This is a genomic window from Polynucleobacter sp. P1-05-14, from assembly GCF_018881675.1.
GTDB lineage: Bacteria > Pseudomonadota > Gammaproteobacteria > Burkholderiales > Burkholderiaceae > Polynucleobacter.
The window spans coordinates 147,825-160,981 of record NZ_JACVPV010000007.1; the positions used below are offsets into that span (position 1 = coordinate 147,825).

Below are 13,157 nucleotides of genomic sequence, written 5' to 3' on the forward strand. Positions count from 1 at the left end.
CTTTGGGGAGCAACTTTCTCGGAATCCTGCCACTATCAGGTTCACTCAATTAAAATGCTTATTTATCAAATATGTCGCTATGAACGCACCATTAGCTTTGAACCAGTTGCTAGATGCTGAGGCGGGCTCCCCCCGTCTTCGCGAAATTCCCTACAACTACACCTCCTTTTCTGATCGAGAGATTGTGATTCGCCTATTGGGCGAGGAGTCATGGCGTGTTCTCAATAACTTGCGTGGCGTTCGTCGTACAGGCCGTTCCGCTCGCATGTTGTTTGAAATTCTGGGTGATATTTGGGTGGTGCAGCGCAACCCTTTCTTGCAAGATGATTTGCTGGATAGTCCCAATCGCCGCAAACAATTAATCGATGCACTCTGGCATCGCTTGGGCGAAGTCAAGAAGCGCAATAGTGGCGATTCTGCTGACCAAGTAGAAATTTTATTAAGCGCTGCTTATCGTGCAATCGAAAATTTCGAAAACGGATTTAAAGAAGTTGAAGTCATTCGTAAGCGTGCTCGTAAGGAGTTAGGTCGTCATACTGCTGCAGACAATATTTGCTTTGATGGCGTGTCTCGTGCCGCTCACGTTACCGATGCAACAGACTGGCGCGTGGAGTTTCCACTCGTTGTTCTAAAGCCGGATTACGAATCTGAAATTCCCGGCCTAGTTAAAGCTTGTATTGAATTAGGTCTCACGATCATTCCTCGTGGAGGCGGTACTGGTTATACCGGTGGCGCTATTCCGCTGTATGCAATGTCGGCAGTGATTAACACTGAGAAGTTGCAAGATATTGGTGGTGTAAAAGCTAAAAAACTGCCAGGCTTAGATCGCGAAGTATCTACCATCTTCACTGGCGCAGGCGTTGTGACCCGTCGCGTATCTGATGCTGCAGAGCATGCTGGTCTTGTGTTTGCAGTTGATCCTACTTCTGCTGATGCAAGCTGCATTGGCGGCAATATTGCCATGAATGCGGGTGGTAAGAAAGCTGTTCTTTGGGGAACGGCTTTAGACAATCTTGCTAGCTGGCGCATGGTGGATCCGCAAGGTAATTGGTTGGATGTCGAGCGTCTTGAACACAATATGGGCAAGATCCATGATGTGGCGACTGTCCGTTTTCAGCTCACTTGGTCTGATGGCAATAGCGAGCCGGGTCAGCGTATTCTAAAAACAGAATTATTGGAAGTTGAAGGCAGACGTTTCCGCAAAGAAGGTTTAGGTAAAGACGTTACTGATAAATTTTTATCAGGTTTACCTGGTGTGCAAAAAGAAGGTTGCGATGGTTTGATTACTAGCGCAACTTGGGTATTGCATCGCATGCCTAAATTCATGCGCACGGTTTGCTTGGAGTTTTTTGGTCAAGCGCGAGAGGCAATTCCGAGTATTGTGGAAATCAAAGCTTACTTAGATGGTTTAAGCAAGCAAGGTGGTCCAATTTTGGCTGGTCTGGAGCACTTGGATGATCGCTATTTAAGAGCGGTGGGTTATTCAACTAAATCGAAGCGCAATAGCTTGCCGAAGATGGTATTGATTGGCGATATTGCTGGCGATGATGAGGAAGCTGTTGCTGCTGCTACTAGTGAAGTAGTGCGCATGGCAAATTTACGTGTTGGCGAAGGCTTTGTTGCAGTCAGCACTGAAGCTCGTAAGAAATTCTGGCTCGATCGTGCCCGCACAGCGGCGATTGCCCGTCATACCAATGCTTTTAAGATCAATGAAGACGTTGTGATTCCTTTGCCGCGTATGGGCGAGTACACCGACGGTATTGATCGCATCAATATTGAACTCTCTCTCAAGAACAAGTTGCAAGTACTTGATGGTCTTGAGGCTTTCTTGAAAAAGAGCGCATTACCGCTAGGTAAGAGTGATGCTGAGTATGAAATTCCAACAGCAGAAATCTTGGGTGATCGTGTTCAGCAAGCCTTAGAGCTCATTGCCAAGGTTCGTGGACGCTGGGCTGAGTGGCTCACTGAGATGGACTCTTATTTCCCGCGTCTGCAGGATTACAGTCTGCGCGCTTCATGGAAAGAGGAAGTGCGCTCAGAGTTGCGCATCATCTTTGGTGGTTTGGCGTTTGAGCCGATTCTGGCAGAGTTAGAAGCAATCCACAAAAACATTTTGCGTAAACGTGTATTCGTGGCCTTGCACATGCATGCTGGCGATGGCAACGTGCACACCAATATCCCTGTGAACTCGGATGACTACGAGATGTTGCAGGATGCGCATCGCGCCGTAGATCGGATCATGAAATTAGCCCGCTCATTAGATGGTGTGATTTCTGGTGAGCATGGTATTGGTATTACTAAATTAGAGTATTTAACAGAAGCTGAACTCAAAGATTTCCGCAACTATAAGAATCGCGTGGATCCAGAAGGTCGCTTTAATAAAGGTAAGTTGATGCCACATGCTGACCTGAGCATGGCCTACACGCCAAGCTTTGGTTTGATGGGCCATGAATCGATCATCATGCAGCAAAGCGATATTGGTGCGATTGCTGATAGTGTAAAAGATTGCTTGCGTTGTGGTAAATGCAAGCCTGTTTGCTCAACCCATGTACCGCGTGCAAACTTGCTTTACAGTCCGCGCGACAAAATCCTCGCAACATCACTATTGATTGAAGCCTTCTTATATGAGGAGCAAACTCGACGTGGTGTTTCGATTCGTCACTGGGAAATGTTTGATGATGTCGCTGCACATTGCACCGTATGCCATAAGTGCTTAACTCCATGCCCGGTCAATATTGACTTTGGTGATGTGACCATGAATATGCGCAATCTCTTGCGCAAGATGGGTCAGCAGCGCTTTAACCCTGGCACAGCAGCATCCATGTTCTTCTTGAATGCCACCAGCCCAGAGTCGATTAATCTCGCTCGCAAGACGATGATTGGCTGGGGTTATAAGTTGCAACGTTTGGGTAATGATGTCTTACGGAAGTTTGCGAAAAAACAAACTGCCCATCCGCCTTCAACAGTAGGAAAGCCGAGCGTTAAAGAGCAGGTGATCTTTTTTGTAAATAAGAAGATGCCTGGCAATCTACCCAAGAAAACGGCGCGTGCTTTGTTGGACATTGAGGATGCGAACTACGTTCCAATTATTCGTGATCCTAAGACAACTTCTGCAGATACTGAGGCGGTGTTCTACTTCCCGGGTTGCGGATCTGAGCGCTTGTTCTCTCAGGTTGGTTTGGCTACTCAGGCGATGTTGTGGAATGTAGGCGTTCAAACGGTTCTGCCACCGGGCTATCTCTGTTGCGGCTACCCGCAGCGTGGTAATGGCGACTTTGATAAAGCAGAGAAGATGATCACAGATAACCGTGTGTTATTCCATCGCGTAGCTAATACTCTCAATTACTTAGATATCAAGACCGTAGTTGTTTCTTGTGGCACTTGCTATGACCAGTTAGCGGGTTACCAGTTTGAACAGATTTTCCCTGGCTGCCGCATTATTGATATTCATGAGTTCTTGGCAGAGAAGGGCGTTAAGCTCTCTGGCGTAACGGGCGTGAAGTATATGTATCACGACCCTTGCCACTCCCCAATGAAGTTACAAGACCCTCTGAAGACGGTGAATGAGTTAATTCAACTCGAAGATGGCAAAGCGATTGCGAAGAATGATCGTTGCTGCGGTGAATCTGGCACATTAGCCGTCACACGTCCTGATATTTCTACTCAAGTGCGTTTCCGTAAGCAGATTGAGATGGAAAAAGCTGCGACTGAATTGCGCAAAGATGATTTCACTGGCGAGGTCAAAGTGTTAACCAGCTGCCCATCATGTTTACAGGGCCTGACGCGTTTTGATGCGGATAGCGACACTACAGCCGATTACATCGTTGTTGAAATGGCTCAGAAGCTACTTGGCAAAGACTGGATGCAAGACTATGTAGCCAAGGCTAACCAAGGTGGCATTGAGAGGGTCCTCGTTTAATGATTCCAAGTAATATCGTTGTGCATCAGCAATCCAAGGTCTTGGAACTCTCTTACGAGGGCGGCAAGATTTATCGCCTGCCGTTTGAGTTGTTGAGGGTTTTATCTCCTTCCGCCGAAGTTCAGGGCCATGGGCCTGGGCAGGAAACATTACAGACGGGCAAGCGTGATGTTTTGATTGCCAACATTGAACCCGTTGGGCACTATGCACTCAAGCCTAGCTTTTCTGATGGGCACGACTCTGGCTTGTTTACCTGGGATTATTTATTGTTTCTGTGCGAGAACCAGGAGCAGTTATGGAAAGAGCATTTAGATAAATTGGCCGCTGCTGGCTTAGACCGCGATACACCGATGGCTCAAGCAGGCGGTGCATCAGGCCATTCTTGTGGAAGTCACTAATGAGTAAAACGCACTTCGGGTATCAAAGTGTTGATGAAGCTGAAAAAGCCGGCAAGGTTGCTGAAGTATTTCATTCGGTAGCTAGCAAGTACGATGTCATGAATGATCTGATGTCATTCGGACTGCATCGTGTTTGGAAAAAAGTGACGATTGCTCGTGCAAATGTTCGTCCCGGCCAAAAGATCTTGGACATTGCTGGCGGTACTGGTGATCTTGCTGCGGCTTTTGCAAAAGCCGCTGATTGGGGGCGCAATCCAGATGCTCAAGTTTGGTTAAGTGATATCAACGCTTCCATGTTGGGTGTTGGGCGTGATCGTTTGTTGGATCGCGGCATGGCTTTGCCTTGCGTTCAGTTTGATGCCGAAAAAATTCCTTTTCCGAACAACCATTTTGACGTGGTGACTGTTGCTTTTGGGTTACGTAACATGACGCATAAGGAAATTGCTTTAGGTGAAATGTGCCGTGTGATCAAACCTGGTGGCCGTGTTTTGGTATTGGAGTTCTCCAAGCCTGATGCCTTTTTGCAGCCCGTTTATGACACTTATTCATTTAAGGTTTTACCTTGGTTGGGTGAGAAGATTGCGCAAGATTCAGAAAGCTATCGCTATCTAGCTGAATCGATTCGCATGCATCCCGATGCAGACGCCCTCAAAGAAATGATGTTGGGGGTTGGTTTTGATGAAGTGGAAACCCACAGGATGACTGGGGGTATCGTTGCCTTACATATTGGTATTAAATACTAATAGTCGTATAGTTTTTAAAGTCTTAAAAACTAAAGAAGTTGAGTAGTTATCAGAAGGGGTAAATCTAAAAATGAATAAACATTTTTTTAAAGCAGTTCTCTTGAGCTTTACTTTGATCATTGCAATGGTTGGTCAGGTTGATGCTGCTCGCTTAGGTGGCGGAAGAAGTCTTGGACGCGCGCCAAGTGCACCAATGCAACGTCAGGCTGCTCCTGTGCAAAAGCCAGTTCAGCAAGCACAGCCGACTTCCCCATCCCCCGCCCCTCAAGCACCTGCGCCTAGTCGTTTTGGTGGCATGGGTGGTATTTTGGGTGGCTTAGCTGCGGGCCTGGGAATTGGTTACCTCTTATCGCATTTTGGTTTAGGTGAAGCAGCCTCTTCATTAATTACTGGTTTGCTGATCGCAATGTTGGCTGGCTTTGTCATTATGTTTGTGATTCGTAGATTATTGCCAGCGATGTCTGGTGCTGGTCAAAACTCAAATGCGCCATCACAAGGCATGCAGCGCAATAGCGTTGAGATGCCCAGACAAGAACCTGCATTCACTCCTGCTGCAAATGCATTCGGTGGGGTGAGTGCAGAGCCTGAGGTATTTCAGTCAACTTTGCCCCCTGGTTTCGATCAGCAAACATTTTTGGAAAATGCAAAACAATATTTTGTAACTTTGCAAAAAGCTTGGGACCAAGGTGATCTTGCATCCTTACGTGAATTTACAACTCCCGATATGTTTGCCACGATTCAGCAAGATTTAGCTGGTAGAACTGATGGCAGTAATCAAACAGATGTCGTGACTATTAATGCTCAGCTCTTAGGGGTTGAGACGGCAGATGCCCATTATTTCTGTAGCGTTCAGTTCAGCGGCATGATTCGTGAGCAGCAGGGAGCTCCAGCGAGCGACTTCTCCGAAATCTGGAATTTAAGCAAGCCTGTGGAAGGTCCTGGCGGCTGGGTACTGGCGGGTATTTCCCAGTTGGTTTAAGCTTTAGGTACTTTCCGTTGGAAAACCCGCACTAGTGCGGGTTTTTTACACTCATGAACAGACATTTTTTGACCACCCATACGATTGCTTCTGGCGCAGCCTGCCGGGGGATAAATCACGTGTTGGGTAGCGAGCCTTGGGCGTCTGCTGAATTGGCTCGCCATGCCAACAAAACAATATTGTTACAACTTCCGCTAGGTAATCTGTGTTTCGAGATCAAGTCAGATGGTTTATTGGCTAGCTTAAAAGAGATTGAGGCGCCTTCGCTCACTTTGGAGGTTTCTGCCAAGGCATTGAGCGACTTGGTAGGTAGTACAGGTTCTTTGCGAGAGCAGGCTTTTAAAGCGGTCAAAATTACTGGTGATGCAGACTTAGCCCAATTATTGGGTCGTCTTGCCGGGCAGTTGCGCTGGGAATACGAGGAAGATTTGGCTCAGCTCGTTGGTGATGCACCTGCAAACTTTGCCGTAAGACAGGGTAAACAGTTTGTATCTGCTACGCGTTCTGCCGCAAGCGATTTGCTGGACAATATAGTGGAGTATGTCAGCGAAGAAAAGAAAGTACTTTTAAATAAACGAGACTTTATGGTTCGTAAATCCGAATTAAGTGATTTACGCGAGTCTGTAGATCGTATGGAAAAACGTATTCAACTTTTAGAGCAAAAGGCTAAATAAATCGTGCGTCGAATTGCTCGTCTCTTTTTCATTTTCTTTACCGCATGGCGTTATGGTTTATTGCCACTTCTGCGTGATCTTCTAAAGCCGGGCATTCGTCGCGGATTCTTAACAGTGCTTTGCTGGATGTCTCCTGGCAGTCATTTACCTAGAGGTGAGCGTATTCGATTGACGCTAGAGGCACTAGGCCCTATTTTTGTGAAGTTCGGTCAGGTACTGTCTACACGTCGCGATTTATTGCCAGAAGATATCGCTAATGAGTTGGCTAAATTACAAGATCAGGTACCACCATTCTCAAACGAAGAATCTCGTCGCTTGATTGAAGCGGATCTAGGTCAACCAATTGAAGAAGTGTTTATTAGCTTTGATGCAACACCTGTCGCTAGTGCCTCAGTGGCACAGGTGCACTTCGGAGTCTTGCGTGGCACAGATAAGCATCCTGAATGGGAGGGTCGTTCAGTAGCCATCAAGGTCTTGCGCCCCGGTATTTTGCCGGTGATTGAGGGTGATTTGGCTTTGATGTACGACTTAGCTAAAGTGATTGAAAAAAGCTCCGAAGATGGCCGCCGTTTAAAACCGCGTGAGAACGTTTCGGAGTTCGATACTTATTTGCATGATGAGCTTGATCTCATGCGCGAAGCCGCTAATGCGAGTCAGCTACGTAGGCAATTTGCGGATTCGAATAAGTTAATGATTCCCGAGATGTATTGGGATTTATGTCACACCAATGTGATTGTCATGGAGAGAATGTATGGCATCTCAATTGGTAAAACGGCAGCACTCAGAGAGGCGGGTGTTGATTTTAAGAAATTAGCTTCGGATGGTGTAGAAATATTCTTTACCCAAGTATTTGAATATGGTTTCTTCCATGCGGATATGCATCCCGGAAACATCATGATTAGCTTAGAGCCAGAAACTTTTGGCCGTTTCATTTCTCTGGATTTTGGAATCGTTGGCGCGTTAAGTGAATCCGATAAAAATTATTTAGCCTTGAATTTTCTGGCATTCTTTAATCGCGATTACCGCCGAGTTGCTGAGTTACATATTGAATCGGGTTGGGTTCCGGCGAATACCCGCGTTGAAGAATTAGAGGGTGCGGTACGTTCAGTTTGCGAACCGTATTTCGATCGCCCCCTGAAAGAAATTTCCTTGGGCATCGTGCTGATGCGCCTATTTCAAACATCGCGTCGCTTTAAGGTGGAAATTCAGCCGCAACTCACTTTGCTACAAAAAACCCTCTTGAATGTCGAGGGTCTGGCTCGTCAACTGGATCCCGACCTGGATCTTTGGAAAACGGCTAAGCCGATTCTGGAAAAATGGGTAAGCAAGCAGTTGGGGTGGCGTGGTCTCATTGATGGCATCAAGGAAGAGGCGCCTACTTGGGCCAAAATTCTGCCAACATTGCCCCGTTTGATTGCGGATAGCCTAGCGCAGGCCCGTTCCCCCATCAAAGACCAAAATGGCGAATTAGAGGTCTTAAAGGCCCTTTTATTGCAAGAAAGACGTACACATCGCCTTTTGGCAGGCGCTTTACTCTTTGCTGGCGGGTTTTTGGCTGGAATTTTGATCGTCAGCCTAGGCATTTATTAGTCTCTCGCTGATTGGCTGCTAACCCGCTAAAATAGCGGGTTAGGCAGAACACATGAAAAAATACTTTATCGCTGGCATCCTCGTTTGGGCACCATTGTCGATCACCATTTGGGTGATTGCTTGGGGCTTGGGCCTGCTCGATGGTGTTTTTGGTTCTGTAATGCACGCCATTATTATTGTTCTCCCTGAGGATGCCGCTAGAGATTTGCAGCATTTCCGCGACCTCCCGGGTGTTGGAATACTGATTGTGATTGTGGTCATCCTTCTCACTGGATTGACCGCAATTAATTTTGCCGGACAGTGGTGGTTAAAAGTTTGGGATAAATTTGTTAATCGCATACCGATTGTTCGTTCCATTTATTCCAGCGTTCAGCAAGTCTCATCCACTTTATTTTCTGGAAGTGGGCAAGCTTTTAGCAAAGCCTTGCTGATTCGATATCCCCATGCGGATTCTTGGGCGATTGCTTTTCAAACTGGCATTCCCGCAAGAGAAGTAACTGCCAAATTGGGTGAAGATTACGTCAACGTATTTTTGCCTACAACCCCAAATCCAACCTCTGGTTTTTTCATGATCGTGCCACGTGCACAAACGATTGAATTAGAGATGAGTGTGGAAGAGGCTCTGAAACATATTGTTTCAATGGGCTCTGTTCCCCCCAATAGTTCTAGTGGTTTAACTGCATCCCAGTTGCCACACCATTTTTGATTTATAGGAAATTGTTATGTCAATGCGAAGCCATACCTGCGGCCAGGTAACCGATTCACTGATTGGTCAAGAAGTTACTCTTGCTGGATGGGTTAATCGCCGTCGTGACCACGGAGGCGTAATCTTTATTGACTTACGTGACCGCGAAGGTTTTGTGCAGGTTGTTTGCGATCCTGATCGCCCAGAAATGTTTGCTCTTGCTGAGCAAGTTCGTAGCGAGTTCTGTATCCAGATTAAAGGTCTTGTACGCGCACGTCCTGCCGGCACTGAGAACAAGGATTTGGTTAGCGGAAAAGTAGAGATCCTCTGCCATAGCTTGGTGATTCTGAATGCTTCTGTAACTCCACCATTCCAAATTGATGATGAGAATTTGTCAGAGACTACTCGATTGACTCATCGCGTATTAGATTTGCGTCGCCCACAAATGCAAAAGAATTTACGTTTGCGTTACAACGTGGCGATGGAGTGTCGTCGTTATTTAGATGATGCTGGCTTTATCGATATCGAAACACCGATGTTGACTAAGAGCACCCCAGAAGGCGCGCGTGATTACTTGGTGCCTTCCCGTGTGCATGATGGCCAGTTCTTTGCGCTGCCACAGTCTCCACAGTTATTCAAGCAGTTGTTAATGGTCGCTGGCTTTGATCGCTACTATCAAATTACCAAGTGTTTCCGTGACGAAGATTTGCGCGCAGATCGTCAACCTGAATTTACTCAGATCGACTGTGAAACTGCTTTTTTAAGTGAGTTGGAAATTCGTGATTTGTTTGAAAACATGATTCGTCATATTTTCAAGAAGACCATGAATGTGGAGCTTCCTAATCCATTCCCAACCATGCCTTATTCTGAAGGTATGGCGCGTTTTGGCTCTGATAAGCCAGATTTGCGTGTGAACTTCGAATTCACCGAATTGACCGATTTAATGAAAGATGTTGATTTCAAGGTGTTCTCAGGTGCAGCGAATCAGGTTGGTGGCCGTGTTGTGGGCTTGTGCGTTCCTGGCGGCGCTGAAATTAGCCGTAGCGAAATCGATGACTACACTCAGTTCGTCAGTATTTATGGCGCTAAAGGCTTGGCTTGGATCAAGGTCAATTCTGTTGCTGAGGGCCGTAATGGCTTGCAGTCACCAATCGTGAAGAATTTGCATGATGCAGCGATTGAAGGCATTTTGAAGCGCACTGGTGCAAAAGATGGCTACATTATTTTCTTTGGTGCCGATAAAGAAAAAGTAGTAAACGATGCAATTGGTAATTTACGTTTGCGTATTGGCCAGTCCGCTTGGGGTAAAGCCCATGGCCTCTTTACAGAGGGTTGGAAGCCATTGTGGGTAGTAGATTTCCCAATGTTTGACTACGATGAAGGCGAAGCCCGTTGGGTTGCTTGTCATCATCCGTTTACTAGCCCTAAAGATGAGCACATGAAGTATTTGGAGTCTGATCCAGGTAAGTGTTTAGCTAAAGCGTATGACATGGTGTTGAACGGTAGTGAAATTGGTGGCGGCTCAGTCCGTATTCACCAAGAAGCAGTTCAAAGCCAGGTATTCCGTGCATTGAAAATTGATGCAGAAGAAGCGCAAGCGAAGTTTGGTTTCTTGTTAGATGCACTTCAGTATGGCGCCCCTCCTCACGGCGGTATCGCGTTCGGTCTGGATCGCATCGTAACCATGATGACTGGTGCAGAATCCATTCGTGATGTGATTGCTTTCCCTAAAACACAACGTGCGCAGTGCTTGTTAACTCAAGCTCCAAGCCCAGTAGACGAGCGTCAGCTGCGTGAGTTGCATATTCGTTTGCGTCAAGCGACCCCTGCCGCTTAAAGTAATTTAATTAGTTCCCACTTTGAAAATCCCTATTTCGGTTTTAGTCGTTATCTACAAATCGAATAGGGATGTTTTATTAATAGAGCGCGCTGATCGCTCTGACTTTTGGCAGTCTGTCACCGGTAGTCTTGATGCTCTCGATGAAGACCTGGCTTTTGCGGCCGCCCGAGAAGTTTTTGAAGAGACTGGGATTGCAGTAGATTACCTACCCAAAGGCGCATTACAAAACATGCATCATCAAATCGAGTATGAAATCTATCCTGAGTGGCGCTTTCGTTATGCCCCAGGGGTTACCCGAAATATCGAGCATTGGTTTGCGTTAGAAGTTCCAGATAACACCCCAATTACACTGGCTCCTAGAGAGCATGTTGCATATGAGTGGCTACCTTATGAAGAGGCTGCTAAGAAATGTTTTTCTCGCAGCAATGGCGAGGCTATTCTGAAATTGTTCGCTGCGAACTAAGGCAAGTCAAATAGTGAATTAGGAATAAGATAGAGCGATGAGACATTCATCAGGACATCATCACGGTAGCGCAGATTCAAAAACACCAGGGCGCGGTGATTGGCGCGTCATTCGTGATCTTCTTCCTTATCTTTTGGAGTACCGCTTTCGGGTAATCATTGCCCTGAGCTGCCTGATTGCAGCTAAGGTAGTTAATCTGGGCATTCCGATTGTGATGAAAGAGTTAATTGACTCTTTGGATATCAAAGCAAGCTCTCCTCAAGCCCTTTTGGTTGTTCCCTTGGGAATTATTCTGGCTTATGGCTTATTAAGAATTTCCGCATCCTTGTTTACAGAGTTGCGTGAAGCTTTATTTGCCAAGGTTACCCAGAATGCCGTCCGCAAAGTGGCTCTTCAGGTATTTGAGCATTTGCACTCACTAGCGCTGAGCTTTCATCTAGCTCGTCAGACGGGTGGTGTGAGTCGAGATATCGAGCGTGGTACCCGTGGTATTCAGTCACTGATTTCTTACTCGCTCTACAGCATCCTGCCAACAGTAATTGAGTTTTGTTTGGTGCTGGGCTACCTTGCCTATTCATACGATATTTGGTTTGCCGCAATTACATTCATAGCCTTAGTTCTCTATATTGTCTTTACGGTTGTAGTTACTGAGTGGCGTACCCATTACCGCCGCACCATGAATGATATGGATTCAAAAGCCAATCAAAAGGCCATTGATTCGCTCTTGAATTTTGAAACAGTGAAGTATTTTGGTAACGAGGCCTTTGAGGCCAGGCGTTACGATGAAAACTTGCTGCGCTATCAATCTGCAGCAGTGAAGTCACAAAAGACCTTGGCCGTATTAAATCTTGGCCAGCAGATCATCATTGCCACGGGCTTAATGTTAATTCTGTGGCGTGCTACTGTCGGTGTTGTCAATGGCACGATGACTTTGGGTGATCTGGTGCTGGTAAATACCTTGATGATTCAACTCTATATCCCACTCAATTTCTTGGGGGTGATATATCGAGAAATTAAGCAGTCATTGACTGATATGGATCGGATGTTTTCTTTGCTGAATACCGATAAAGAGATTGCTGATTCTCCAGATGCAAGGCCACTGCAAGTTCACGACCAGGGACATGGCCCAGATGTTAGGTTTGAGCATGTCTCGTTTCACTATGATGCGAAGCGTGAAATTCTGCGTGATGTCAGTTTCAACATTCCTGCTGGAACCATTACTGCAGTAGTAGGTCAAAGTGGCGCAGGTAAAAGTACTCTCGCCAGATTGTTATTCCGTTTTTATGATGTGCAGTCAGGAGAAATTCTGATCGCTGGACAGAATATTCAAGATGTGACGCAGGCTAGCTTGCGTAAAGCAATCGGCATCGTTCCGCAAGACACCGTTTTATTTAATGACACGATTGGTTACAACATTGCCTATGGCGATCCTTCGGCAACGATTGAAGAGGTGCAAGAGGCGGCTAGGGCAGCTCAAATCGATAGCTTTATTAAGCGCTTGCCAGACGGTTATGACACTCAGGTCGGCGAGAGGGGCTTAAAGCTATCTGGGGGCGAGAAGCAACGCGTGGCGATTGCGAGAACCCTTCTAAAGAAACCAGCCATGTTGATTTTTGATGAAGCGACTTCAGCTTTAGATTCCAAAACAGAACGCGCTTTTCAGGAGGAGCTGCTCAGTTTGGCCAAGAATCGGACGACCCTCATTATTGCCCATCGTCTTTCAACCATTATTCATGCCGATCAAATTTTAGTGATGGACCGGGGTCAGATTGTGGAGCGAGGAACTCACGAAGCGTTGCTTGCAGCTCAAGGAAGATACGCGGAGATGTGGCAGATGCAAGAGCGTGCCACTGTTGATTAGAATAG

The 13,157-nt window shown here is 46.4% G+C and carries 10 protein-coding genes; all 10 read left to right on the top strand.

The features are described from left to right. Nucleotides 1-79 precede the first annotated feature (79 nt). The 10 genes from ICN37_RS05565 (at nt 80) to ICN37_RS05610 (ending at nt 13,152) form a co-directional block, all read left to right on the top strand. Nucleotides 80-3,919 (top strand): FAD/FMN-binding oxidoreductase, encoded by a 3,840-nt coding sequence (locus ICN37_RS05565; protein ID WP_216155424.1) that lies wholly within the window; start codon nt 80-82, stop codon nt 3,917-3,919. Continuing rightward, nucleotides 3,919-4,317 carry a gamma-butyrobetaine hydroxylase-like domain-containing protein gene (locus tag ICN37_RS05570; RefSeq protein WP_216155426.1) on the top strand — a complete coding sequence of 133 codons (399 nt, stop codon included), beginning with the start codon at nt 3,919-3,921 and terminating at the stop codon, nt 4,315-4,317. The genes ICN37_RS05565 and ICN37_RS05570 overlap by 1 nt, the downstream gene beginning before the upstream one ends. After that, nucleotides 4,317-5,060 (top strand): bifunctional demethylmenaquinone methyltransferase/2-methoxy-6-polyprenyl-1,4-benzoquinol methylase UbiE, encoded by a 744-nt coding sequence (gene ubiE, locus ICN37_RS05575; RefSeq protein ID WP_216155428.1) that lies wholly within the window; start codon nt 4,317-4,319, stop codon nt 5,058-5,060. Before ICN37_RS05570 ends, ubiE begins: the two co-directional genes overlap by 1 nt. A gap of 70 nt (nt 5,061-5,130) precedes the next feature. After that, on the top strand, nt 5,131-6,039 hold the full coding sequence (locus tag ICN37_RS05580; protein WP_216155430.1) for a Tim44 domain-containing protein: 909 nt from the start codon (nt 5,131-5,133) through the stop codon (nt 6,037-6,039). A 53-nt stretch (nt 6,040-6,092) separates the two neighbouring features. Continuing rightward, a complete protein-coding gene (locus tag ICN37_RS05585; RefSeq protein WP_216155432.1) occupies nt 6,093-6,713 on the top strand; it encodes an SCP2 domain-containing protein in 621 nt (206 codons plus the stop codon). Between the two features lie 3 nt (nt 6,714-6,716). Next, nucleotides 6,717-8,303, top strand: coding sequence for a ubiquinone biosynthesis regulatory protein kinase UbiB (gene ubiB, locus ICN37_RS05590; protein WP_216155434.1), 1,587 nt, complete (start codon nt 6,717-6,719; stop codon nt 8,301-8,303). Between the two features lie 52 nt (nt 8,304-8,355). Further along, nucleotides 8,356-9,009: a DUF502 domain-containing protein gene (locus ICN37_RS05595; protein WP_072582718.1), complete on the top strand. Its 654-nt coding sequence runs from the start codon at nt 8,356-8,358 to the stop codon at nt 9,007-9,009. A 16-nt stretch (nt 9,010-9,025) separates the two neighbouring features. Beyond that, entirely contained in the window at nt 9,026-10,825 is a 1,800-nt protein-coding gene (aspS, locus tag ICN37_RS05600; protein WP_216155436.1) for an aspartate--tRNA ligase, read from the top strand. A 22-nt stretch (nt 10,826-10,847) separates the two neighbouring features. Further along, nucleotides 10,848-11,291: a dihydroneopterin triphosphate diphosphatase gene (gene nudB / locus ICN37_RS05605; RefSeq protein ID WP_215321051.1), complete on the top strand. Its 444-nt coding sequence runs from the start codon at nt 10,848-10,850 to the stop codon at nt 11,289-11,291. Nucleotides 11,292-11,328: 37 nt separating this feature from the next. Beyond that, nucleotides 11,329-13,152 carry an ABC transporter ATP-binding protein/permease gene (locus ICN37_RS05610; protein ID WP_216155438.1) on the top strand — a complete coding sequence of 608 codons (1,824 nt, stop codon included), beginning with the start codon at nt 11,329-11,331 and terminating at the stop codon, nt 13,150-13,152. Nucleotides 13,153-13,157: the final 5 nt, after the last annotated feature.

Bases quoted from the DNA above. Each gene is read 5' to 3' on its own strand.
- aspS (WP_216155436.1), top strand. From the start codon at position 9,026: ATGTCAATGCGAAGCCATACCTGCGGCCAGGTAACCGATTCACTGATT.
- ICN37_RS05570 (WP_216155426.1), top strand. From the start codon at position 3,919: ATGATTCCAAGTAATATCGTTGTGCATCAGCAATCCAAGGTCTTGGAA.
- ICN37_RS05610 (WP_216155438.1), top strand. From the start codon at position 11,329: ATGAGACATTCATCAGGACATCATCACGGTAGCGCAGATTCAAAAACA.
- ubiE (WP_216155428.1), top strand. From the start codon at position 4,317: ATGAGTAAAACGCACTTCGGGTATCAAAGTGTTGATGAAGCTGAAAAA.
- ICN37_RS05580 (WP_216155430.1), top strand. From the start codon at position 5,131: ATGAATAAACATTTTTTTAAAGCAGTTCTCTTGAGCTTTACTTTGATC.
- ICN37_RS05595 (WP_072582718.1), top strand. From the start codon at position 8,356: ATGAAAAAATACTTTATCGCTGGCATCCTCGTTTGGGCACCATTGTCG.
- ICN37_RS05565 (WP_216155424.1), top strand. From the start codon at position 80: ATGAACGCACCATTAGCTTTGAACCAGTTGCTAGATGCTGAGGCGGGC.
- ICN37_RS05585 (WP_216155432.1), top strand. From the start codon at position 6,093: ATGAACAGACATTTTTTGACCACCCATACGATTGCTTCTGGCGCAGCC.